The sequence below is a fragment of the Histophilus somni genome (assembly GCF_014202395.1).
In the GTDB taxonomy this organism is placed as follows: Bacteria; Pseudomonadota; Gammaproteobacteria; order Enterobacterales; family Pasteurellaceae; genus Histophilus; species Histophilus somni.
Genome location: NZ_JACHGQ010000004.1, coordinates 164,047 through 187,110, shown reverse-complemented (window position 1 = coordinate 187,110; position 23,064 = coordinate 164,047). Strand labels below are relative to the sequence as shown.

Annotated in this window: 22 protein-coding genes; 10 read left to right on the top strand and 12 right to left on the bottom strand. The window is 37.0% G+C overall.

Annotation, left to right across the window (positions count from 1 at the left end):
* Positions 1-138: 138 nt before the first annotated feature.
* Complete coding sequence (gene epmA / locus HNR69_RS03990) at positions 139-1,110, bottom strand: elongation factor P--(R)-beta-lysine ligase (RefSeq protein WP_075294045.1); 972 nt, start codon at positions 1,108-1,110, stop codon at positions 139-141.
* 312 nt (positions 1,111-1,422) lie between these two features.
* Here epmA and frdA point away from each other — a divergent pair, with 312 nt between their 5' ends.
* Genes frdA through frdD form a run of 4 tightly spaced genes read left to right on the top strand, consistent with a single transcriptional unit; the run spans position 1,423 to position 4,758 of the window.
* Entirely contained in the window at positions 1,423-3,222 is a 1,800-nt protein-coding gene (frdA, locus tag HNR69_RS03985; RefSeq protein ID WP_011609431.1) for a fumarate reductase (quinol) flavoprotein subunit, read from the top strand.
* A complete protein-coding gene (locus tag HNR69_RS03980) occupies positions 3,215-3,985 on the top strand; it encodes a succinate dehydrogenase/fumarate reductase iron-sulfur subunit (RefSeq protein ID WP_075294046.1) in 771 nt (256 codons plus the stop codon). Before frdA ends, HNR69_RS03980 begins: the two co-directional genes overlap by 8 nt.
* A gap of 10 nt (positions 3,986-3,995) precedes the next feature.
* Positions 3,996-4,400 carry a fumarate reductase subunit FrdC gene (frdC, locus tag HNR69_RS03975; protein WP_011609433.1) on the top strand — a complete coding sequence of 135 codons (405 nt, stop codon included), beginning with the start codon at positions 3,996-3,998 and terminating at the stop codon, positions 4,398-4,400.
* Between the two features lie 10 nt (positions 4,401-4,410).
* Entirely contained in the window at positions 4,411-4,758 is a 348-nt protein-coding gene (frdD, locus tag HNR69_RS03970; RefSeq protein ID WP_011609434.1) for a fumarate reductase subunit FrdD, read from the top strand.
* A 118-nt stretch (positions 4,759-4,876) separates the two neighbouring features.
* Here frdD and HNR69_RS03965 read toward each other — a convergent pair whose 3' ends face one another.
* Both HNR69_RS03965 and HNR69_RS03960 read right to left on the bottom strand, forming a co-directional pair.
* The gene (locus tag HNR69_RS03965) at positions 4,877-5,686 is read right to left on the bottom strand and encodes an HI_1241 family integral membrane domain (RefSeq protein ID WP_075294047.1); all 810 of its coding nucleotides are present in this window, start codon (positions 5,684-5,686) and stop codon (positions 4,877-4,879) included.
* A 306-nt stretch (positions 5,687-5,992) separates the two neighbouring features.
* A complete protein-coding gene (locus HNR69_RS03960; protein ID WP_075294048.1) occupies positions 5,993-7,468 on the bottom strand; it encodes an MFS transporter in 1,476 nt (491 codons plus the stop codon).
* Between the two features lie 356 nt (positions 7,469-7,824).
* On the opposite strand from HNR69_RS03960, the gene rpsO reads away from it, so the two are divergent.
* Positions 7,825-8,094 (top strand): 30S ribosomal protein S15, encoded by a 270-nt coding sequence (rpsO, locus tag HNR69_RS03955; protein WP_011608634.1) that lies wholly within the window; start codon positions 7,825-7,827, stop codon positions 8,092-8,094.
* A gap of 183 nt (positions 8,095-8,277) precedes the next feature.
* Here rpsO and HNR69_RS03950 read toward each other — a convergent pair whose 3' ends face one another.
* Complete coding sequence (locus HNR69_RS03950; protein WP_011608633.1) at positions 8,278-8,880, bottom strand: peroxiredoxin C; 603 nt, start codon at positions 8,878-8,880, stop codon at positions 8,278-8,280.
* 152 nt (positions 8,881-9,032) lie between these two features.
* Between HNR69_RS03950 and metC the strand changes: the two genes are divergently transcribed.
* Entirely contained in the window at positions 9,033-10,223 is a 1,191-nt protein-coding gene (gene metC / locus HNR69_RS03945; protein ID WP_075294049.1) for a cystathionine beta-lyase, read from the top strand.
* A 39-nt stretch (positions 10,224-10,262) separates the two neighbouring features.
* Here metC and ubiD read toward each other — a convergent pair whose 3' ends face one another.
* On the bottom strand, positions 10,263-11,738 hold the full coding sequence (gene ubiD / locus HNR69_RS03940) for a 4-hydroxy-3-polyprenylbenzoate decarboxylase (protein WP_075294050.1): 1,476 nt from the start codon (positions 11,736-11,738) through the stop codon (positions 10,263-10,265).
* Positions 11,739-11,865: 127 nt separating this feature from the next.
* Between ubiD and smpB the strand changes: the two genes are divergently transcribed.
* Positions 11,866-12,348, top strand: coding sequence for an SsrA-binding protein SmpB (gene smpB, locus HNR69_RS03935; protein ID WP_011608630.1), 483 nt, complete (start codon positions 11,866-11,868; stop codon positions 12,346-12,348).
* A gap of 33 nt (positions 12,349-12,381) precedes the next feature.
* Here the strand turns inward: smpB and hemN are convergent, their stop codons facing one another.
* From hemN to HNR69_RS03905, 6 genes are all read right to left on the bottom strand, one after another.
* Entirely contained in the window at positions 12,382-13,749 is a 1,368-nt protein-coding gene (gene hemN, locus HNR69_RS03930; protein ID WP_012341592.1) for an oxygen-independent coproporphyrinogen III oxidase, read from the bottom strand.
* Complete coding sequence (locus tag HNR69_RS03925) at positions 13,750-14,193, bottom strand: DUF2489 domain-containing protein (protein WP_075294051.1); 444 nt, start codon at positions 14,191-14,193, stop codon at positions 13,750-13,752. It lies immediately after the preceding gene.
* 3 nt (positions 14,194-14,196) lie between these two features.
* Positions 14,197-14,757: a Der GTPase-activating protein YihI gene (yihI, locus tag HNR69_RS03920; RefSeq protein ID WP_041604064.1), complete on the bottom strand. Its 561-nt coding sequence runs from the start codon at positions 14,755-14,757 to the stop codon at positions 14,197-14,199.
* Between the two features lie 125 nt (positions 14,758-14,882).
* On the bottom strand, positions 14,883-15,200 hold the full coding sequence (gene metJ, locus HNR69_RS03915; protein WP_011608626.1) for a met regulon transcriptional regulator MetJ: 318 nt from the start codon (positions 15,198-15,200) through the stop codon (positions 14,883-14,885).
* Between the two features lie 170 nt (positions 15,201-15,370).
* A complete protein-coding gene (gene groL / locus HNR69_RS03910; protein ID WP_011608625.1) occupies positions 15,371-17,014 on the bottom strand; it encodes a chaperonin GroEL in 1,644 nt (547 codons plus the stop codon).
* Positions 17,015-17,044: 30 nt separating this feature from the next.
* The gene (locus HNR69_RS03905) at positions 17,045-17,335 is read right to left on the bottom strand and encodes a co-chaperone GroES (RefSeq protein ID WP_011608624.1); all 291 of its coding nucleotides are present in this window, start codon (positions 17,333-17,335) and stop codon (positions 17,045-17,047) included.
* A gap of 237 nt (positions 17,336-17,572) precedes the next feature.
* Here HNR69_RS03905 and aspA point away from each other — a divergent pair, with 237 nt between their 5' ends.
* The 3 genes from aspA to sodA all read left to right on the top strand — a co-directional run bounded on the left by aspA (position 17,573) and on the right by sodA (position 22,209).
* Positions 17,573-18,988: an aspartate ammonia-lyase gene (gene aspA / locus HNR69_RS03900; protein WP_011608623.1), complete on the top strand. Its 1,416-nt coding sequence runs from the start codon at positions 17,573-17,575 to the stop codon at positions 18,986-18,988.
* 185 nt (positions 18,989-19,173) lie between these two features.
* Positions 19,174-21,441, top strand: coding sequence for an NADP-dependent malic enzyme (locus HNR69_RS03895; RefSeq protein ID WP_075294052.1), 2,268 nt, complete (start codon positions 19,174-19,176; stop codon positions 21,439-21,441).
* Positions 21,442-21,579: 138 nt separating this feature from the next.
* Positions 21,580-22,209 (top strand): superoxide dismutase [Mn], encoded by a 630-nt coding sequence (gene sodA / locus HNR69_RS03890; protein WP_075294053.1) that lies wholly within the window; start codon positions 21,580-21,582, stop codon positions 22,207-22,209.
* 128 nt (positions 22,210-22,337) lie between these two features.
* Here the strand turns inward: sodA and hpt are convergent, their stop codons facing one another.
* Positions 22,338-22,877, bottom strand: a complete 540-nt coding sequence (gene hpt, locus HNR69_RS03885; RefSeq protein WP_011608620.1) for a hypoxanthine phosphoribosyltransferase — start codon at positions 22,875-22,877, stop codon at positions 22,338-22,340.
* Positions 22,878-23,064: the final 187 nt, after the last annotated feature.

Sequence of the window (23,064 nt, the reverse complement as noted above, 5' to 3'; positions counted from 1 at the left end):
GAGCAACAACAAACACCTGAGTAGTTAGGTTTGAAACGGCTATGCCGCTTGTGCCTTATATCCACGCCCTCAAGGACGTGGTTTTACGGCACTGTATGGTAAAAATTCTTTTTCGCAATGTGATACAAAAACTTTATTCTAAGCACAATCTATATTAAACGAAATCACCTCGCTGATATTTTCAGCACCTAAAGCAAGCATAATGAGTCTGTCAACTCCCAATGCCACCCCTGCTGTATTTGGCAACCCCGCTTGTAATGCACCTAAAAAACGATGATCAATCTCATGTTGTGGTAACCCCAATTGTTCTCTTAAGCGATTATCTTGATTAAAGCGATGTTCTTGCTCTTGTGCATCAGTCAATTCATTAAAACCGTTAGCCAATTCAATTCCCTTATAATAAAACTCAAACCGTTCCGCAACACGATGGTCTTCTGAACTAATTTGTGCAAGGGCCGCCTGAGTTGCCGGAAAATGATAAACTACAATGGGTTTGTTTTGACCAATATTAGGTTCGACAAGCGTGCTAAATAAAAATTGTAACAACGTATCGCGATCCTCATTTTCAGCACCGTCCAAATGGCATTCTCTTGCTTTTTCAATCAATTCATTAATCGGTGCAGACAATGGATCTATACCTACATGTTCCTGAAATACAAATTGATAACTCGCCATCTCAGCCGGTTCACAATCAAGAGTTTGTTGTAACAAATCATCAACCTCATTAATTAAACGATGCATATCAAAGTGCGGTCGATACCACTCAAGCATTGTAAATTCTGGATTATGCTTTTTGCCGCTTTCTTCATTGCGAAATACTTTACACAATTGGAAAATTGCACCGCTTCCAGCTGCCAATAAACGTTTCATATGATATTCAGGGCTTGTCGTTAGCCACAAAGTTTTTGACTTTTCCATAAACGGAGATGTAAAGGCTGTGCTGAAAGTCGAAAGATGAACATCTGTTACGCCAAATTCACTCAATACGGGAGTTTCCACTTCCAACAATCCCCGCTCTGTAAAAAAACGACGAATATCCGCAATAATTTTTGCTCTTGCCAATAAATTTTGGATCGAGGCACTAGGTTGCCATTGTTCATTCAAAGACATAATAAAATCCTTTATAAATTTTTTGAAATATTCTACCTGAAAAAAATAATAATGCGACAAATCAATTTTTCTAATAGTAACGCTATGTTTTTGTTAATAAATGATATTGCTTATCATCTAATTTTAAATTAATGAGAATATTTCTTATCTATTTCAAATATAGTTTTGAGTTAGATCACGAAATTAAAATTTTCTAGCTTAAATTAACAAAAAAGAGTTATATCTCTTTTAAAATAGTGGCAGAATAGTATTGCTTTTGTGATTTCCCGTTAGGGATTAATTTTTACTCTTATCTATTATTGGAGGAATATCGTGCAAACAGTTAATGTCGATATCGCAATTGTTGGTGCCGGTGGTGGTGGTTTACGTTCGGCAATTGCAGCAGCGGAAGCAAATCCTAATTTAAAGATCGCTTTAGTTTCAAAAGTATATCCGATGCGTAGCCATACTGTTGCAGCAGAAGGTGGGGCAGCTGCAGTAATTAAGGATGAGGACTCTTACGATAAACACTTCCATGACACTGTTGCCGGTGGAGACTGGTTGTGTGAACAGGATGTGGTGGAATATTTTGTTCAACACTCTCCGGTAGAAATGACTCAATTAGAACGTTGGGGCTGTCCTTGGAGCAGAAAAGTTGATGGTGATGTAAACGTTCGTCGTTTCGGCGGTATGAAAATTGAACGTACTTGGTTTGCTGCTGATAAAACCGGTTTCCATTTGTTACACACTCTCTTCCAAACTTCCATTCAGTACCCACAAATTCAGCGTTTTGATGAACATTTCGTATTAGATATTTTAGTTGATGACGGTCATGCTCGTGGTATGGTTGCGATGAATATGATGGAAGGTACTCTAGTACAAATCAATGCTAATGCGGTCATTATTGCAACGGGAGGCGGTTGTCGTGCATTCCGTTTCAACACAAACGGGGGTATTGTTACGGGAGATGGCTTGTCGATGGCATATCGTCATGGTGTGCCGTTACGTGATATGGAATTTGTTCAATATCATCCGACAGGCTTACCGAATACAGGTATCTTAATGACTGAAGGTTGCCGTGGGGAAGGCGGTATTTTGGTGAATAAAGATGGCTATCGCTATTTACAAGATTATGGTCTCGGACCGGAAACACCTATCGGAAAACCGGAAAATAAATACATGGAATTGGGTCCTCGTGATAAAGTTTCCCAAGCCTTCTGGCAAGAATGGCGTAAAGGCAATACGTTAAAAACAGCAAAAGGTGTTGATGTTGTTCACCTTGATCTTCGCCATTTAGGGGAAAAATATTTACATGAACGACTACCGTTTATCTGTGAATTAGCCAATGCTTACGAAGGTGTTGATCCTGCCAAAGCACCAATTCCCGTTCGTCCTGTCGTACACTACACCATGGGTGGTATTGAAGTGGACTTCAATAGCGAAACCCGTATTAAAGGTTTATTTGCCGTTGGGGAATGTGCGTCTTCTGGTTTACATGGTGCAAACCGTTTAGGTTCAAATTCATTAGCAGAATTAGTGGTGCTAGGACGTGTTGCAGGTGAATATGCAGCACAGCGTGCAATTGAAGCACAACCTGCTAACCGAAGTGCGGTCGATGCTCAAGCTCAAGATGTTATCCATCGTTTAGAAGAGTTATACAATCAAGAAGGAACAGAATCTTGGTCGCAAATTCGTGATGAAATGGGCGATTCAATGGAAGAAGGTTGCGGCATTTATCGTACACAAGAAAGCATGCAACAAACCGTGGATAAAATCGCAGAATTAAAAGAGCGTTATAAACATATCCGTATTGCAGACCGTTCAAGCGTATTTAACACCAACGTTCTCTATACCGTTGAATTAGGTTATATTCTCGATGTTGCTCAATCTATTGCTAATTCTGCGATTGAACGTAAAGAATCTCGTGGAGCTCACCAACGTTTAGACTATACTGAGCGTGATGATGTGAATTATCTAAAACACACTTTAGCATATTATAATGCTGATGGTGCCCCACGGATTGAATACAGCGATGTGAAAATCACCAAATCTCAACCAGCAAAACGTGTTTACGGTGCGGAAGCTGAAGCACAAGAAGCGGCTGCAAAAGCTAAGGAGCAAGCAAATGGCTAATCAAGCAATAATGAATATTGAAGTATTGCGTTATAATCCTGAGGCGGATAAAGAGCCATACTTACGTACTTACCAAGTTCCTTATGACAGTCAAACATCTTTACTAGATGCTTTAGGTTATATTAAGGATAAATTAGAACCGGAACTTTCTTATCGATGGTCTTGCCGTATGGCAATCTGCGGTTCTTGCGGAATGATGGTGAACGGTAAACCTAAACTTGCCTGCAAAACTTTTTTACGTGATTATAGTGGTCATATGCGTATTGAACCATTAGCAAACTTCCCGATTGAACGGGATTTAGTGGTCGACCTTAGTCACTTCATTGAAAGTTTGGAGAGTATCAAACCATATATTATAGGCAATAAAGCACCTGAATTAGATGGTAAACCACATACGTCATCGGAATTGGCGGAAAGTCGTACTAAACAAACGCCGGCTCAATTAGAGAAATATCGTCAATTCTCTATGTGTATTAACTGTGGATTATGTTACGCCGCTTGTCCGCAATTTGGCTTAAATCCCGAATTTGTCGGTCCGGCAGTCTTAACTCTTGCTCACCGTTATAATCTTGATAATCGTGATCACGGAAAAGCAGAACGGATGAAAATTATTAACGGTAAGAATGGCGTATGGAGTTGTACTTTTGTGGGTTATTGTTCCGAAGTCTGCCCTAAACATGTAGATCCTGCTTCTGGTGTCAACCAAGGTAAAGTCGAAAGTGCAAAAGATTTCGTCATTGCAATGTTAAAACCGCAAAAGTAAGGAGTGTAAAATGACAACAGTAACAAGTAAACGCAGAAGATATGTGCGGGAAGTAAAAGCAACTTGGTGGAAAAAGCTAGATTTTTACAAACTTTACATTATGCGTGAAGCAACAGCAATTCCATCATTATGGTTTAGCTTGGTATTACTTTATGGCGTGATCTGCCTAGGTCAAAAAGATGGATTGCAATCGGATTTTATTCCTTTCTTACAAAATCCAATTGTTATTATTCTGAATATTATCGCCTTGGCAGCAGCCATTTTGAATACAGTTACGTATTTCTTCATGACGCCAAAAGTGCTAAATATCGTGTACAAAAATGAAAAACTAAATCCGAATGTTATTACTATCGGTATGTGGGCTGTTACAGCCGTAGTAAGTATTCTTGCTTTAGTGCTAATTTACTTGAAATAGGGAGACCAAGATGAAAGAAACTCCAAAACGCTCTAACGAACCTGTTGTATGGTTATTGTTCGGTGCAGGTACTACAGTAAGTGCAATTGTCTTCCCTATATTGATTTTTATCCTAGGTCTATTACTACCTTTTGGATTAATCGAAAACGGTGCAGACAATATTATTGCTTTTGCCGGTTCTTGGTTAGGTAAACTGATTCTATTAGTTGTATTAGTTTTTCCAACTTGGGGGGCAATGCATCGAATTCACCATGGCACACATGATTTTAAACTTCATATTCCAGCAGGTGGGATTATTTTCTACGGATTATCAGTACTTTACTCTATTTTAGCTTTAATTGCTGTACTTAACATTTAGTCCTCTCAATATTACACAAAGCGGACAAAATAAAGCATTTTGTCCGCTTTTCTCTTATCTGATAACATACATACTCATCAATGATCAATCATTTCCAAAAAGTAGGCAGTTGTTTTAGTTAAAACACATAGGCAAAACTTACCCATAAAGGAAAACTCATTACAATAAAACTCATTATTAACAAGGTGTAATATTCAAATTTCCATTTGTAAAATAAATGTATAGCAATAATGCCAGTAACAAGTAAATGTAAAATAAAATAAAGTCCCCAAGAAAACTCATTAGAAAATACAACTTGTTGTGATATAGCAAAAAACAAAATACCTAACACAATAATTGCATTCAGTAATAAAGTAATCAGCATCAAAAAAGGCAATAAGATAATAAAGCCTTGTAAACGATTTTTAGCGATGACTAGCAATAAATTCGCTAATATGATGCCTAGCAATGCTTGAGCTACTGGATTATATTGAGAAAAATAAAGTAAAGGTAAATCAATAAACATTAAACAATAAGTTACTATACCTAAAACTCCCACAAGTGTTCCTAAAACCAACAATGACTTACGCATTTGCAAATCTTGAGGTTGTTGCCAAATAGCCAAAGTTAAAGCAATGCCACACAAACATACAATATCAGTTAATACATAGTGATAATTGGAAAATAAACTGATAAACAGCCATAACCCCCAATAAATCAAAAAATATAAGTTTACCTTTACTAATCTGAAACGCTGACCATTGCAAATTTCACCTTTGGCAAACACTAAAATACATAATAATTGTGTAACTAATACAGCTAAACTCAAATGGGAAATTGCTTTTGCTTGAGCTTGTAAACTCATGGTAAAGAAATCAATAGCAATTAGGAGTAATACAGGTAAAAAAGACAAAAGTGCGGTATGTTTTTTAGATTGTTCTGTCAGCATAGAATGCTCCATACGTAAGAGACGGATAAAAATAAAGTGGCTATTATGCAAAAAATAAAAAGAACGGTCAAAATGATCTATACCCCAAAATTGGACGAAACCGCCAATAAATTTAGACGTAGATTTTTTTGACTAAATATAGTGGCTGGTAGATATAACGAAAATATACGTTGCTTTTTCCGATTTGCTTGGGGTGATAGATTGTAAATAATATAGTCATGATTTTTTCTTTACTGAACCCGGTTTTTTAGGGTTTCAGACTACCGGAATGATTTAGGTAGCCTGAATATCAAGTAAATACTGTGGTTAGGATGATTTTTTGCCCGTTGGCACAGTCAACATAATAGACACAATAGCCCCAAAAATCATCAATAAGTTAAACATTAATGCAATAATAGCGGCTTCACGAATAGCAATATTATCTTGGCGACCAACAAAAGGGACGATGTTATTTAACCAAGATACACTGGCATTCTCTGCACGGAGTGCGGTGAAGATTGCCGCTGAAATAGCAACACCAAATGCCGCACCCAGTGAAGAAGCCATTTTATAGAGACCGGAACCCGCCCCCGCTTGTTCAGGCGGAAGATTTGATAATGCGGCATCAGTGGATGGGGTTGCATAAAATGCTAAACCTATACCAAATAAGATATAAGAAATAACAACGATAATCTTATATTGATCCAACATCATATTCGTTGGTAATAACAAAGCAATAGAAAAGCCTGTAATTAGGCAGCCCCAAATCATAGGTTTACGGGCACCAAAACGTTGTAATAATTTCTCCCCCACACGAATAAAAGCAATAATCGCAATCGCATAGCCAATAGTGAGCAATCCGGCAGATTGTGCAGTCATATTACCGCCCAATTGTACTAATTGTAACGATACAATTAACATGCCGGCTACACCGTTGAGCAAGAAGTTAGAAATAGTCGCTCCAGTGTAAGTCGCATTTTTAAAAAGTGAAAAGTCCACAAACGCTTTATCAGCACGCTCCTCAATCCATAAAAATAATACGATTGACACAAAAGTCACTAGCAATAAACCGATAGTGGTCATGCTTGTCCAGCCGAAATCACCACCTTGAGTCACCAATACTTGTAAAGCGATCATGGCAATCATAAAGGTAACAACACCTCCCCAGTCAAATTTATGTTTTTTTCCATCATCTTCCATTTTGAATTCTGGGGTACCACGACACATAACATAACCTAATAAAGATAAAGCGGCACAAGCAAAGAAAATATAACGCCAACCTAGATTTTGAGATACTAACCCACCGAAGAGTGCACATAAACCAGAACCACCCCAAGAGCCGATAGACCACATACTAATAGCACGCTGACGAGCTTCACCCTCCCAATAGGCTTTTACTAAAGCTAAACTAGATGGCATAATGCAAGCAGCAGATATCCCTTGAATAATACGCCCTAACATTAATAGTGGGACAGCTAAATCACCAGATGGAGCCAGTGCAATTAACAATGCCCCAATAATACTCAATAAAAAACCTAAATTTAAAATTTTTAAACAGCCGATACGATCTGCAAGCCCCCCCATAACGACAATAAACATCCCCGAAAATAAAGCTGTAATTGATACAGCAATATTCATAATACTGGTGTTAACACCTAAATCTTGCTCCATATCGGGTGCAATATTTAACGTGGTTTGTGCAAAAAGCCAAAAGGCAATCACTCCCATAATCATACCAAACAATAGTTTGTCATTGCCTTGAAAGTGCGTTTTTACAGAAGTTGGATCTGGTTGTATTGTCATAATATAAATCTCCAAAAATTTGATTGAATAGATTGAGAAAATTTTTATCCTACTTTATGTGGAACATTTTTAGCCACTTATGCCACTTATCTAAAATTAAATATCTTAATTAATTATAATCCTATTAGTTAATATTCTTTATCTTTCTTGCTATAAAATCAAGAAAAATATATCCTTCATTTTTAGTTTTTACGCATAAATAATGCGGTAACATTGTAAGTAGGTCTAGTTTGTATGTTGAGTAATTATTTATTGCTTTTTTTATAATCGAGAGATAAAATCTGCAGTTCCTGTCATCGCTGAGTTAGAGATCGGCGAATGATGTATTATCAACCCTTTTAGTATAAGGAATGTTTATGTCTCTAAGTACAGAAAAAAAAGCAGCTATTGTTGCTGAATTTGGTCGTGATGCGAAAGATACCGGTTCTTCAGAAGTACAAATTGCATTATTGACTGCACAAATTAACCATTTGCAAGCTCATTTTTCTACACATAAAAAAGATCATCACGGTCGTCGTGGTTTATTACGCATGGTCTCTCGTCGTCGTAAACTTTTAGACTATCTAAAACGTACAGATCTTGCTAAATATTCAGAAATAATTGCACGTTTAGGCTTACGTCGCTAATTATTTATGAAATAAAAATTGAAGCTCCTAAAATTTATTTTGGGAGCTTTTTGTATATCCTCATGGAAAATTATTGCTAATAATGTTATTCCTATTTTTCAGAGGATCTTATAAGAATGACTAGATTTATAATGAAATAGCCCCACATAAGTGCGGGGCTAGTTTTAGTTAAAATTGATGAGATCAAAGTTTATCTGCATTTTGTTTCAAGTATTTTGCAACACCTTCTGGGCTACCGGTCATACCTTCTTTGCCTTTTTCCCATTGTGCCGGACATACTTCACCATGCTCTTCATGGAATTGTAAGGCATCAACCATACGTAACATTTCATCAATATTACGACCTAATGGAAGATCATTTACGACTTGGTGACGAACAACACCTTCTTTGTCAATTAAGAATGATGCACGTAATGCAACACCTGCCTCAGGATGTTCAATGCCATAAGCTTTTGCGATTTCGTGCTTAATATCTGCCACTAAAGCATATTGTACTTGACCGATACCGCCGTTATCTACCGGTGTGTTACGCCATGCATTGTGTGTAAATTCAGAATCAATTGAAACACCAATAATTTCCACATTACGATCTTGGAATTCTTTATAACGATGATCAAATGCAATTAATTCAGATGGGCATACAAAAGTAAAATCCATTGGATAGAAAAAAACAACCGCCGCTTTCCCAGCAATATGCTGTTTTAGATTAAATTTTTCAACAATTTCACCATTGCCTAAAACTGCCGCTGCGGTAAAATCTGGGGCTTGACGAGTAACTAATACCATAGTAAAAATCTCCTATAAAAGTTATTAAGAATTTTGCATTCTAAAGCAAATTCGCACAATTATTTTATGAAAAAAGACCGCACTTTTGTATTAGTTTTTGGCTATTAAATCAATTATTATAATCTTGATTTTTGTTTAAAATGGATATTTCTATGAGTAATACAACTTCTTTTACCACATCAACAATTCATGCAGGGCGTAATAAACGAGTATGTAAAAATGCGGTAAACCCTGTTATTCAGCGTGCATCTTCATTGGTTTTTGATACTTTAGCAGATAAAAAACAAGCAACTATCAATCGAGCAAAAGGTGGATTATTTTATGGACGTCGAGGAACATTGACACATTTTGCTTTGCAAGAATTAATGTGTGAATTGGAAGGTGGTGAGGGTTGCTATCTCTATCCTTGCGGTGCGGCGGCGGTAAGTAATGCTATTTTAGCTTTTGTAAAAACCGGTGATCACGTGTTAATGAGCGGTGCTGCTTATGAACCAACGCAAGAATTTTGTCATATAATTTTAAAGAAAATGTCAATTACAACCACATTTTATGATCCTTTAATTGGTGAAAAAATTGCGGATTTAGTTCAACCAAATACGACAGTCTTGTTTTTGGAAGCACCAAGTTCACTTACTATGGAGATACCGGACATTGTATCGATTGTGCAAGCTGCTCGCCAAATCAATCCTAAAATAGTAGTTATGATCGATAATACTTGGAGTGCTGGTGTATTTTTTAAGGCTTTGGATTTCGGTATTGATATTTCAATTCAGGCAGGGACAAAATATCTCATTGGGCATTCTGATGCGATGATTGGTACAGCGGTGGCTAATGCACGTTGTTGGGAACAATTACGTGAAAATTCTTATTTAATGGGGCAGATGGTCGATGCTGATACCGCTTACATGACAGCCCGTGGTATTCGTACTCTACTAGTTCGCTTAAAACAGCATCAAGAAAATGGAATTAAAGTAGCTAAATGGTTACTGGAACAGCCTGAAGTAAAAACTGTTTATCATCCGGCATTGCCAAGTTGTCCGGGACATCAATATTTTAAGCGATATTTTACAGGTTCCAGTGGATTATTTTCTTTTGAACTAAATAAAAAACTTTCTCAACAGGCGTTAGAAAATTTTATGGATCATTTTAAGATTTTTACTATGGCATATTCGTGGGGGGGATTTGAATCGCTGATTTTATGCAATCAACCGGAAGAAATCGCTAGGATTAGACCTAATATTGAACGCAAATTAACCGGTACATTAATTCGCCTACATATTGGTTTAGAGGACGTTGATGACCTTATTGCCGATCTTAAAGCCGGATTTGAGCGTTTGAAATAAACAGGTAAATAAGCACCGCACTTATTTACCTTTTGCTGTTTATTTGGGAGCAAAAATATTTAGACTCTCCCAAATATCATCAATGCGTTTAACTACATTAGGGGCTTTTTTAATTGGGGTTCCCCATTCACGTTGCGTTTCTCCAATCCATTTGTTTGTCGCATCTATTCCCATTTTTGAGCCGAGACCGGCAATCGGTGAGGCAAAATCAAGATAATCAATAGGCGTATTTTCTATAATTGTACAATCTCGGGCGGGATCGCTACGTGTTGTAATAGCCCAAATCACATCTTTCCAATCTCGTGCATTTATATCGTCATCACAGACAATCACAAATTTTGTGTACATAAACTGGCGTAAAAATGACCATACTCCCATCATGACTCTCTTAGCGTGGCCTGCATATTGTTTTTTTATTGTAACAACTGCAAGACGGTAAGAGCATCCTTCCGGAGGAAGATAGAAATCGACAATTTCCGGAAACTGCTTTTGCAAAATAGGAATAAAAACCTCGTTCAGTGCTTCACCCAAAACTGCAGGCTCATCCGGTGGACGACCTGTGTAAGTTGAATGGTAAATCGGATCTTTACGCATGGTGATATGTGTTACGGTAAATACAGGAAAATATTCTTGTTCATTATAATAACCTGTGTGATCTCCGTATGGTCCCTCAAGTGCGGTCTCTGTCGGATCAATATAACCTTCCAAAATAATCTCCGCACTTGCAGGAACTTCAAGCTCATTGCTGATTGACTTCACTACTTCAGTTTTATTACCACGCAGCAATCCGGCAAAAGCATATTCCGATAAAGTGTCCGGCACAGGCGTTACCGCCCCTAGAATGGTGGCAGGATCTGCACCCAAAGCAACCGAAACAGGAAATGGTTGGTTAGGGTGTATTTCTTTCCATTCTTGAAAATCCAAAGCACCGCCACGGTGAGATAGCCAACGCATAATGAGTTTATTTTTTCCTATTAATTGTTGGCGATAAATACCTAAATTTTGTCTTTTTTTACTTGGTCCTTTAGTGATGGTTAATCCCCATGTAACTAAAGGTGCAACATCATCTTTCCAACAGTGCATAATAGGTAATTTATATAAATCAACTTCAGCATCAGAGAATACAATTTGCTGACACTCTGCTTTACTCAAAACTTTCGTTGGCATATTTAGCACTTGTTTAAATTGAGGAAGACTTGACCATAAATCTTTAAAACTTTTTGGTTGTTCAGGTTCTTTTAGAAAAGCCAGTAATCTCCCTACATCACGCAGTGCGGTAACATCTTCCTGCCCCATTCCAAGAGCAACACGTTTGGGAGTACCAAATAAATTACAAAGCACAGGAATTTCATAGCCTTTTGGATTTTCAAAAAGTAATGCGGGACCACCGGCACGCAAAGTGCGGTCAGCAATTTCTGTCATTTCTAAATAAGGGTCGATTTCCTGTGTAATTCTTTTGAGCTCACCTTGTTTCTCTAATAATTCAAGAAAATCTCGTAGATTTTTATATTTCATATTTTGCGTAACGGGTTATCAAGAATATCCGCATTGTTATAGAGAATGCGATGTAATGCAAGCCTTTTTGCGATCTTTGCTTAGATTGGGTAAAATGCGAAAAATTTTTAATGAGATATGAATTTATATGACAAAGAAAAAAGCAAAGGTAGCATCTAATACGATTGCCTTAAATAAACGAGCAAGACACGATTATTTTATTGAAGATGAAATCGAAGCCGGTCTTTCTTTGCAAGGCTGGGAAGTTAAATCGATGCGTGCAGGTAAGGCGAGTATTGGCGATAGTTATATTATTTTTAAGCATGGTGAGGCATATTTATTTGGTGCAACCATTCAGCCGTTAAGTGTTGCTTCAACGCATATTGTTTGCGATCCCACAAGAACACGTAAACTTTTATTAAACCAGAAAGAGTTGGCTTCATTATTTGGTAAAGCAAATCGAGATGGTTTCACTATTGTTGCACTTTCATTATATTGGAAAGGTCCTTGGGCAAAGGTGAAAATAGGTTTAGCAAAAGGGAAAAAATTACATGATAAGCGTGAAGATATTAAAGATCGTGAATGGAAAGTAACGAAAGATCGCATTATGAAAAATGCACAGCGAGGTTAAAAAAGTGCGGTTAATTTTGACCGCACTTTTTCGTTAAATAATTCGAGAAAATTGTTGTCTTTTTGCTTGTTGTCTAGAGTATGTATCAAAACACAAGCAAATGTTTCTAATGAGCAAACGACCTTTAGCAGATACTTGTAACGCATTGTCATTAATATCAACTAAGCCGTCAGTTGCTAAGGGTTGGAGCAAAGCTAAATCTTCAGCAAAATGGGTTTTGAAATCAATTTGGTATTGTTGTTCTATCGGTTGAAAATCTAATTTAAAATTGCAAATTAATTGTTTGATCACATCACGGCGTAGGCAGTCTTCTTGCGTCATCACCAAACCTTTGTGTAATGCTAAACCAGTTTCTTCTACGTGGGTATAGTATTGCTTGAGATCTTTTTGGTTTTGAGCATAGGTATCGCCCAATAAACTAATGGCAGAAACACCTAACCCTAATAAATCACATTCTTCTTGCGTGGTATAACCTTGGAAATTGCGGTGTAGAATTCCTTTTTGTTGTGCAATTGCCAATTCATCATCCGGTTTAGCAAAATGATCCATGCCAATAAAACGATAGTTTGCTTGTCCTAACGTTTCGATAGTTTTTTGCAAGATTGTTAGTTTTGTTTCAGGTGTTGGTAAGTCTTTATCCTTAATTTTCGCTTGCCCGGCGAAACGGCTTGGTAAGTGAGCATAGTTAAATACACTCAAACGATCCGGATTGAGTTCGATAACTTTATGTAGGGTAAACATAAAACTTTCTACGGTTTGGAACGGTAACCCATAAATAAGATCGAGATTGGTTGAGCGAAAACCTAACTCACGAGCACGAATCAACAATTCACGCACAAATTCTTCATCTTGTTCACGATTCACTGCTTTTTGCACATCTTTATTAAAATCTTGCACCCCCATACTAATACGATTAAAACCAATTTTGTATAAATGATCCAGCATAGAAAGCTCAATTTCTCTAGGATCCATTTCTATACTGATTTCCGCCTTATCTGAAATAGTAAAATTCTCTTTCAGCATTTGCATTAAACGTGCAGATTGTTGTTCTGAAAGATAAGTCGGTGTACCGCCTCCCCAGTGAATTTGAGTTGCGATGCGATGACGAAATAACGGAGCCCTTGTTTGAATTTCTTTTTCTAAATAATCAAGATAAATCTCTACTTTATGTTGATGACGAGTAATAGTTTTGTTACAAGCACAGAAATAACAAAGTTTATGACAAAATGGAATATGTACATATAAAGAAAGCGGACGTGTAGGATAACGAGTAGCAGCTTGCTGAAAATCTTTATCAGTATAGCTTTCATTGAATTCAAGTGCGGTTGGATAGGAGGTATATCTTGGACCTGAATGGTTATACTTTTGGATTAATGCTAAATCCCAGATAATTTCTGACATTTATTTTTCCTTAGATTCTTTTAGGTAATTTAATAGTCGCTGAATTTCAAGTTTGATGTTTTGTTCTAAATCAGCTTCAGCACGTTCACGTTGTAAATCTAAACGCATACGTTCATTTTTCTTTAATGTTCGCCGAGCATCATGGGTCGGCATATCCATTACTGCTTCATAGAGTTGGTACATTGAAGTGTAATTTTTCAATGAATGCCCTAACGGTTCAAGCAACATTTTTAGACGGATAACACCTTCAGATAAATTGCATTCTCCACTTTGCATTGCATTAGCGATAATTTCACAACTTTCTTTTAAACGCTTTAGTCTAGCCTGTTTTGCTTGCAAAAAAACTTTCTTCTGCTTTTGTAAAACGAGCAATAAATATATTGCGTAACCAAGCATAACGCTAATAATTAATCCGCCGAGAATGATTAAAATTGTGATCCACATAGCTTATTTAAATTGGTTAATATCAATAGTCTCAAAAGTGCGGTACAAATCATCTTCACTTTCTTCTTCAATTCCAAGTTCAGCCATAAGTTGAGCAATACGGTCTAGGCATTGATTGACAAAGATTTGATCTTTTTTACTTAAGGTTTTACCTGCATCAAGCTCATCTAATAATTGATTTAAACTTTCATTATTTTCGAGTTGTGTCAGTTCCAGCATCGGATCAATAGTTTTCGCTTTTTCCTCTAAAGCACCTGAAGGAATAAACATACCTTTTTCAGGTTTATTCACAAATTCAACAATAAGAGGAACTTTTTTACGACTCCCAACACGAGGATCTTTTTTTTCATTAAGTACGATTGTTTTACTTGTATCTACTGCACTATGACGTGAACCGGCGGTTAGTCCTTTACGTTTTTTTTTCTTTTTTTCTTCACGAGATTTAGCATCAAGTTCATAACGAGTAAGTTTCTTACCGGGGCGTGACAGATTTTCCGGACGTTTATCTGTTTTACGCATGGGCATAATATCTGTTATTCGACGAGTTTTTTTTGTACGAGCCATTGTATTTATCTCTATTGTTATAACGGTAGCGGATTGTAACATTCCCGAGTGAAATTCACTAATAAAAAGCGAAAAAGCGGTCAAAACGACCGCACTTGCTGAAATAACTTACCAAACTTAATCTATTAATATTCCCAGTCATCGGGATTTATTCCTAATTCTCTCATAATTTGTTTTGCACTTTCAGGAATCTCATCATGACGTTCTTTTAATAGATCCTCGTCTGTGGGCAAAGGTTGACCGGTAAAAGCATGCAGGAACGCCTCACACAATAATTCACTATTTGTTGCATGACGTAAATTACGGAGTTGGCGACGAGTGCGTTCATTAGTTAAAATTTCTAATACTTTAATTGGAATAGAAACGGTAATTTTCTTGACTTGTTCACTCTTTTTACCATGTTCTGCATAAGGGCTAATATATTTTCCGTCCCAATCTGCCATTTTGTTGATCCTTAATAACCTTAGTAATATTGAGTATTCTAATAAAAAATAGGCAAAATAACAATCTAGACTTCTAGATAGCTAATAATTAAGGTCTACGTTTTTTGAAAAATAAAAAGGGTCTGACGACCCTTCTTAACATAATGATTAGATATGGAATATGGGGAGAATTACATCATACCGCCCATTCCGCCCATACCACCCATTCCGCCTGTCAGATCAGCTTTCTCCTCTTTCGGCAGATCGGCTACCATACATTCAGTTGTAACCATTAATCCTGCGATAGATGCAGCAAATTGTAGTGCGGAACGAGTTACTTTAGTCGGATCTAAAATTCCCATTGCGATCATATCACCATACTGCTCCGTACCAGCATTATAACCGAAGTTTCCTTCACCATTTTTAACCGCACTTGCAACTACAGAAGCTTCTTCTCCCGCATTGGTTACGATTTGACGAAGTGGTGCTTCCATTGCACGTAAAGCAAGTTTGATACCTACATCTTGATCTTCGTTATCGCCTTTTAATGTTGTTGCAACTTTTGTTGCAGCACGGATTAATGCAACACCACCACCGGCAACAATCCCTTCTTCAACAGCGGCACGCGTTGCATGTAACGCATCATCAACACGATCTTTTTTCTCTTTCATTTCAACTTCAGTTGCCGCACCAACCTTAATTACAGCAACACCGCCGGCTAATTTTGCAACACGCTCTTGTAGTTTTTCTTTATCATAATCGGAGGTTGCTTCTTCAATTTGTTGACGAATTTGAGCAACTCGACCTTTGATTTGAGCTTCATCACCAATACCGTCAATAATAGTCGTGTTATCTTTGTTGATCACCACACGTTTTGCTTGACCTAAATCTTCAAGAGTTGCTTTTTCAAGCTCCATTCCGATTTCTTCTGAAATGACAGTACCTGCAGTTAAGATAGCAATATCCTGTAACATCGCTTTACGACGATCTCCAAATCCCGGGGCTTTAACCGCAGCAACTTTAACAATACCACGCATCGTGTTAACAACCAACGTTGCAAGTGCTTCGCCTTCCACATCTTCTGCGATAATTAACAATGGTTTACCAGCTTTCGCTACACCTTCTAGGACCGGTAATAATTCACGAATATTAGAGATCTTTTTATCAACAAGAAGAATAAACGGATTATCTAATTCAACAGTTGCGGCTTCCGGTTTATTAATGAAGTATGGTGATAAATAACCGCGGTCAAATTGCATACCCTCAACAACATCCAATTCATCTGAAAGACCGGAACCGTCCTCAACGGTAATAACCCCCTCTTTACCGACTTTTTCCATTGCTTGAGCAATAAGTTTACCGACAGTTTCATCGGCGTTTGCGGAAATTGTACCAACCTGTTCAATTTCTTTTGACGTTTCACAAGGTTTAGAAAGAATTTTTAGCTCTTCAACCACTGCATTAACTGCTTTATCAATTCCACGTTTTAAATCCATCGGATTCATTCCGGCAGCTACTGCTTTTAGACCTTCGCTGACAATCGCTTGAGCCAAAACTGTTGCTGTGGTTGTACCATCGCCTGCAGCATCATTTGCTTTAGAGGCAACCTCTTTCACCATTTGTGCACCCATATTTTCAAATTTATCTTCCAATTCGATTTCACGAGCCACAGACACACCGTCTTTAGTAATAGTAGGTGCACCAAAAGCCTTGTCTAAAATTACGTTGCGACCTTTAGGTCCTAAAGTAACTTTTACTGCATCTGCTAAAACATTCACACCTGCTAGCATTTTTACACGAGCATCATTACCAAATTTTACGTCTTTTGCTGTCATTTTCTGTATTCCTATTAATTTAATTTGTTTTTATTCTACGATTGCCAAAATATCATTTTCAGAAATGATTAACACTTCTTCACCATCAATTTTTTCTGCTTTTACGCCGTATCCATCATTGAAAATCACAGTATCACCAATTTTTACATCAAGAGGTTGAACTGTACCATTTTCCAAAATACGACCTTTACCCACAGCTAATACTTTTGCTCGAGTGGATTTTGTTGCAGCTGAGCCAGTTAAGACAATACCACCCGCAGAGCGAGTTTCTACTTCTTCACGTTTAATGATGACACGATCATGTAATGGACGAATATTCATTGTTTGGGTTCCTTATTAATAATTAATAAAAAATTAAAGCTCACCCTATATGGGGGATATTTTGGTTCTTTCAAGGGTATTTTTTATTTAATTTTCCATAAAAAAAACTAATGAATTTTATAAAAAATATATTGGTGAGAGGAGTGCTGAAAAGTGATCGGGATCACATTTTTAAACGACTATCTATCCTATAATGACTTACATTCTTTAGTCTGAAAAATTAAAAAGGAAAGAAATATGATAACGAGAAAAGAAATTGATTTGCTTGGTGAACGTGACGTTCCAGCTGATGCGTATTGGGGCATTCATACATTAAGAGCGGTAGAAAATTTTAACATTTCTAATGTAACGATTTCTGATGTACCTGAATTTGTACGTGGTATGGTCATGGTAAAAAAAGCAACCGCACTTGCAAATGGAGAATTGGGTGCAATTCCGGATAAAATTGCTCAGGCGATTGTGAAAGCTTGTGATGCGATTTTAATTGATGGTAAATGTATGGATCAATTTCCTTCAGATGTATATCAAGGTGGTGCTGGTACTTCCGTAAATATGAATACCAACGAAGTGGTCGCTAATTTAGCATTAGAAATTTTAGGTCATAAGAAAGGGGAATATGATATTTTAGATCCGATGGATCATGTTAATGCCAGCCAATCTACAAATGATGCTTATCCGACAGGTTTCCGCATTGCTGTTTATAACAGTATTATGAAACTGGTAACTAAAGTACTTTATTTACAACAAGGTTTTGAAAATAAAGCAAAAGAGTTTTCGAATATCTTAAAAATGGGCCGTACTCAATTACAAGATGCAGTTCCTATGACAGTGGGGCAAGAATTTAAAGCATTTTCTGTATTATTAGATGAAGAAGTGCGTAATTTAACCCGCACGGCTGAATTACTGTTAGAAGTAAATTTGGGTGCAACAGCTATCGGTACCGGCTTAAATACTCCTCAAGGTTATTCAGAATTAGTTGTTAAGCGTTTATCTGAGGTTTCTGGTTTACCTTGTACAGTTGCACCAAACTTAATTGAAGCCACTTCAGACTGTGGTGCTTATGTTATGGTACACGGTGCGTTAAAACGTACTGCGGTAAAATTATCCAAAGTATGCAATGATTTACGTTTACTTTCATCAGGTCCACGTGCAGGTTTAAATGAAATTAATTTACCTGAGTTACAAGCTGGATCTTCAATTATGCCGGCAAAAGTCAATCCGGTTGTACCTGAGGTAGTCAACCAAGTTTGTTTCAAAGTGATTGGTAATGATACTACCGTAACTTTTGCAGCTGAAGCGGGGCAATTGCAGTTAAATGTGATGGAACCGGTAATTGGTCAAGCCATGTTTGAAAGTATTGAAATTTTAACGAATGCTTGCGTGAATTTACGTGATAAATGTATTGATGGAATTACTGCAAATAAAGAAATTTGTGAAAATTATGTCTTTAATTCCATCGGAATCGTAACTTATTTGAATCCGTTTATTGGTCATCATAATGGCGATATAGTAGGTAAAACATGTGCTAAAACAGGACGTGGAGTGCGTGAAGTTGTACTGGAAATGGGCTTATTAACAGAAGAGCAGTTAGATAATATTCTTTCTGTGGAGAATTTAATGAACCCAACCTACAAAGCTACATTACATAAGTAAAATTGTTCTTTAGTTCCAATAGGCATATAGTAAAAATATATGCCTATTTTTGTATTTGATTCTATACATCGTATGTATTGTAACAATATGTAAATTAAAGTTGTCGTGTTACTTTTTTTGCCTATAATGAAATTGGTTTTTAGTAAAGTTGAAATGAAGTAAATAAGTTAATATGAGGAAAAATTATGGATGCACAATTACGTCAAGCCGCTTTAGATTTTCATGAGTTTCCAAAACCGGGAAAAATTGAAGTTACACCAACAAAATCATTGGGAACACAACGAGATTTAGCTTTAGCCTATTCTCCGGGGGTGGCTGTACCTTGTTTAGAAATCCAAGCAGATCCTGTCTCTGCTTATAGATATACTTCCAGAGGCAATTTAGTCGCAGTGATATCAAATGGAACCGCAGTATTAGGTTTAGGAAATATTGGAGCGTTAGCCGGTAAGCCTGTTATGGAGGGTAAAGGGGTTTTATTTAAGAAGTTTGCCGGTGTTGATGTCTTTGATATTGAAGTAGATGAACAAGATCCTGATAAATTAGTAGAAATTATCGCCGCTTTAGAACCGACTTTCGGCGGTATAAATCTTGAAGATATTAAAGCACCTGAATGCTTTTATATTGAACAAAAATTACGTGAGCGTCTGAAAATTCCTGTTTTTCACGATGATCAGCATGGTACAGCCATAATTTCAGCCGCCGCAATAATTAACGGATTACGTATTGTTAATAAAAAAATTGAAGATGTTCGTTTAGTTGCCTCCGGTGCAGGTGCGGCTTCTATTGCATGCTTAAATTTACTGGTTTCATTAGGCATGAAACGTGAAAATATCACGGTTTGTGACTCGAAAGGGGTCATTTATAAAGGTCGTGACGAAAAAATGGATGACACCAAAAAGTTATATGCTATTGATGATAACGGTCAACGCTCTTTAGCTGATGCCATTCCTGATTCAGATATTTTCTTAGGTTGTTCTGCCGCTGGAGCACTTACTCAAGAAATGGTAAAAACAATGAGCCCTAATCCTTTAATTCTAGCATTAGCCAATCCTGAACCTGAAATTTTACCGCCGTTAGCAAAAGCTGTTCGACCTGATGCGATTGTTTGTACCGGTCGTTCCGACTATCCGAACCAAGTAAATAATGTATTATGCTTTCCGTTCATTTTCCGTGGTGCCTTAGATGTCAGTGCAACCACTATTAATGAGGAAATGAAACTTGCGGCAGTTTATGCTATTGCTGATTTAGCGTTAGCAGAGCAAAGTGAAGTCGTCAGTTCTGCCTATGGTGAGAGCGGTGTTTCCTTTGGACCTGATTACATTATTCCAAAACCTTTTGATCCTCGTTTAATTGTCAAAATTGCACCAGCTGTAGCTAAAGCTGCAATGGATAGCGGTGTCGCTACTCGTCCGATTGAAGATTTTGAGGCATATATTGAGAAATTAACCCAGTTTGTTTATAAAACCAACTTATTCATGAAACCTGTTTTTGCACAGGCCAAAGAAGATAAAAAGCGAGTTATTTTAACTGATGGCGAAGAAAAACGTGTATTACATGCAATCCAAGAAATTGCAACCTTAGGCATAGCCTATCCTGTCCTATTAGGTCGTACTCATATTATTGAGGAAAGTATTAAAAAATTGGGTTTGCAATTACAGCTCGGACGTGATTTTGAGATTATTGACATTGAAAATAATCCATACTACGAGGAATGTTGTGATACCTATTACAACAAATTAAAACGCCAAGGTATGACACCTACCGGAGCCAAACGAAAAATGCTCCATAATCCGACCGCACTTGGTGCAGTTTTATTGGAGCTTGGTAAAGTCGATGCGATGATTTGCGGATTAGTTGGACCATTTGCGGCACACTTGGCTACTGTTAAAGAGGTTGTTGGTGAAAAAGAACATGAAATTCCAGCTACGGTAAACGGACTGGTTTTGCCTACCGGTAATTTATTTATTGCAGATACTTTTGTGAACTCAAGCCCAACAGCCGAGGAACTTGCAGAAATCACGATTATGTCAGCCAAAGAAGTTCGTCGTTTTGGTATAGAGCCACAGGTTGCTCTTGTTTCACATTCAAATTATGGCTCAATTAATGACCCAAGTGCGGTTAAAATGCGGCAGGTTTTAGAGCTTGTGCGTGAAAAAGCACCGGATTTGATTATTGATGGTGAAATGCACTGTGATATTGCTTTATCGGAGAATTTACGTAAGGAAGTGATGCCTGACAGTCCTATTAAAGGGGCGGCAAACTTATTGATTATGCCCAACATGGAAACTGCCCGTATTAGCTTGAATTTATTACAAGGTACAGCAACACCAATTACAATTGGACCAATTTTAATGGGGGTGGAAAAACCGGCACATATTCTTACTTCTGCTTCATCAGTACGCCGTATTATTAATATGGTAGCCGTTGCAGCGGTAAAAGCACAGAATCGTTGAATGTTTCTTAATCTATTATAATAGCCCTATCTTACGGTAGGGCTTTTTAAAAAATTAAACTTTTAATGATCTTGATCAAATTTTTTGCTAGAATTCGCTGAGTTTATTATTCAGAATTTTTTATAGAAGGAAATTGTTATGGCTTACACTTTACCTGAATTAGGTTATGCTTATGATGCTTTAGAACCGCACTTTGATGCACAAACTATGGAACTCCATCATAGTAAACACCATCAAGCTTATGTTAATAATGCAAATGCAGCACTAGAAACTTTACCTGAGTTTACAGATCTTTGTCCGGGTCAATTAATTACCAAATTAGTCGAAGTTCCTGCTGATAAACGTACTGCTATTCGCAATAATGTTGGTGGGCATGTAAATCACAGTTTATTTTGGAAAGGTTTAAAAACAGGTACAACTTTACAAGGCCCATTAAAAGACGCTATTGAGCGTGATTTTGGTTCAGTAGAGAGTTTCCAAGCTGAGTTTGAGAAAGCCGCTGCAACTCGCTTTGGTTCCGGTTGGGCTTGGCTAGTATTAAATCAAGGCAAATTAGAAGTTGTTTCTACCGCAAACCAAGATAGTCCATTAATGGGAAAAGAAATTGCCGGTTGCGAAGGTTTCCCTATTTTGGTATTGGATGTTTGGGAACATGCTTACTACTTAAAATTCCAAAATCGTCGTCCAGATTATATCAAGGCATTTTGGAATGTGGTGAATTGGGATGCTGCTGCTGAACGCTTTGAGAAAAAAATTAACAATGCTTGAAGATAATTTCTAATTATTTTCAATTTTATCTATATAGTTATTTTTTCTTAAAGAATGTGTAAAAAAAGAGATTTTTTAATCTCTTTTTTTAGTTTAATTTTTGATAGAAACATTTCCTTTTCGGTAACTTATTCTTCCAAAGTAACTTTACCGATATAGCCTAAATTACGATAACATTGAGCATAATCAATACCATAGCCGACAACAAATTCATCAGGAATAGTAAATCCAACCCATTCAACAGGAACGTCTACCTCTCGGCGAGATGGCTTATCTAATAGAGTACAAATTGCTAATGAATTAGGCGAACGTAGCAATAAAATCTCCCGCACTTTTTCTAAGGTATATCCTGTATCAATAATATCCTCAACAATCAATACATCTTCATTTTTAATATCGCCATCTAAATCTTTAGCTATTCGTACATCATGATTAGTTGTCATTTCATTCCCATAACTGGAAGTAGTCATAAATTCAATTTCAATCGGTAATTTAATTTCTCTTACTAAATCAGCCATAAACATAAATGAACCACGTAATAATCCAACAACTACCAATTTATTTACGTGTTTATGCTGATAGAATTGTGTAATTTCTCTACCTAATTCTTGAATACGTGAACGTACATCTTCCTCAGTAATTAAAACGTCAACATGATGTTTTTTCATCTTCATTCCTTAATAAAATTTATCGCCGATATATTCTAACAAAAAAGCTGAAGTTTAAACATCAGCTTTTTTAGGACTTACGAGAAGCCACGATTTACACCACTTATTTGGTAGGTTCAAATAGGTAACATACAATAAGTAAAATTCATTACGCAATAAATAGAGCGTTTTATTTTCACTCTACTTT

Bases quoted from the DNA above. Each gene is read 5' to 3' on its own strand.
- epmA (WP_075294045.1), bottom strand. From the start codon at position 1,110: ATGTCTTTGAATGAACAATGGCAACCTAGTGCCTCGATCCAAAATTTA.
- HNR69_RS03980 (WP_075294046.1), top strand. From the start codon at position 3,215: ATGGCTAATCAAGCAATAATGAATATTGAAGTATTGCGTTATAATCCT.
- frdC (WP_011609433.1), top strand. From the start codon at position 3,996: ATGACAACAGTAACAAGTAAACGCAGAAGATATGTGCGGGAAGTAAAA.
- frdD (WP_011609434.1), top strand. From the start codon at position 4,411: ATGAAAGAAACTCCAAAACGCTCTAACGAACCTGTTGTATGGTTATTG.
- HNR69_RS03965 (WP_075294047.1), bottom strand. From the start codon at position 5,686: ATGCTGACAGAACAATCTAAAAAACATACCGCACTTTTGTCTTTTTTA.
- HNR69_RS03960 (WP_075294048.1), bottom strand. From the start codon at position 7,468: ATGACAATACAACCAGATCCAACTTCTGTAAAAACGCACTTTCAAGGC.
- rpsO (WP_011608634.1), top strand. From the start codon at position 7,825: ATGTCTCTAAGTACAGAAAAAAAAGCAGCTATTGTTGCTGAATTTGGT.
- HNR69_RS03950 (WP_011608633.1), bottom strand. From the start codon at position 8,880: ATGGTATTAGTTACTCGTCAAGCCCCAGATTTTACCGCAGCGGCAGTT.
- metC (WP_075294049.1), top strand. From the start codon at position 9,033: ATGAGTAATACAACTTCTTTTACCACATCAACAATTCATGCAGGGCGT.
- ubiD (WP_075294050.1), bottom strand. From the start codon at position 11,738: ATGAAATATAAAAATCTACGAGATTTTCTTGAATTATTAGAGAAACAA.
- smpB (WP_011608630.1), top strand. From the start codon at position 11,866: ATGACAAAGAAAAAAGCAAAGGTAGCATCTAATACGATTGCCTTAAAT.
- hemN (WP_012341592.1), bottom strand. From the start codon at position 13,749: ATGTCAGAAATTATCTGGGATTTAGCATTAATCCAAAAGTATAACCAT.
- HNR69_RS03925 (WP_075294051.1), bottom strand. From the start codon at position 14,193: ATGTGGATCACAATTTTAATCATTCTCGGCGGATTAATTATTAGCGTT.
- yihI (WP_041604064.1), bottom strand. From the start codon at position 14,757: ATGGCTCGTACAAAAAAAACTCGTCGAATAACAGATATTATGCCCATG.
- metJ (WP_011608626.1), bottom strand. From the start codon at position 15,200: ATGGCAGATTGGGACGGAAAATATATTAGCCCTTATGCAGAACATGGT.
- groL (WP_011608625.1), bottom strand. From the start codon at position 17,014: ATGACAGCAAAAGACGTAAAATTTGGTAATGATGCTCGTGTAAAAATG.
- HNR69_RS03905 (WP_011608624.1), bottom strand. From the start codon at position 17,335: ATGAATATTCGTCCATTACATGATCGTGTCATCATTAAACGTGAAGAA.
- aspA (WP_011608623.1), top strand. From the start codon at position 17,573: ATGATAACGAGAAAAGAAATTGATTTGCTTGGTGAACGTGACGTTCCA.
- HNR69_RS03895 (WP_075294052.1), top strand. From the start codon at position 19,174: ATGGATGCACAATTACGTCAAGCCGCTTTAGATTTTCATGAGTTTCCA.
- sodA (WP_075294053.1), top strand. From the start codon at position 21,580: ATGGCTTACACTTTACCTGAATTAGGTTATGCTTATGATGCTTTAGAA.
- hpt (WP_011608620.1), bottom strand. From the start codon at position 22,877: ATGAAAAAACATCATGTTGACGTTTTAATTACTGAGGAAGATGTACGT.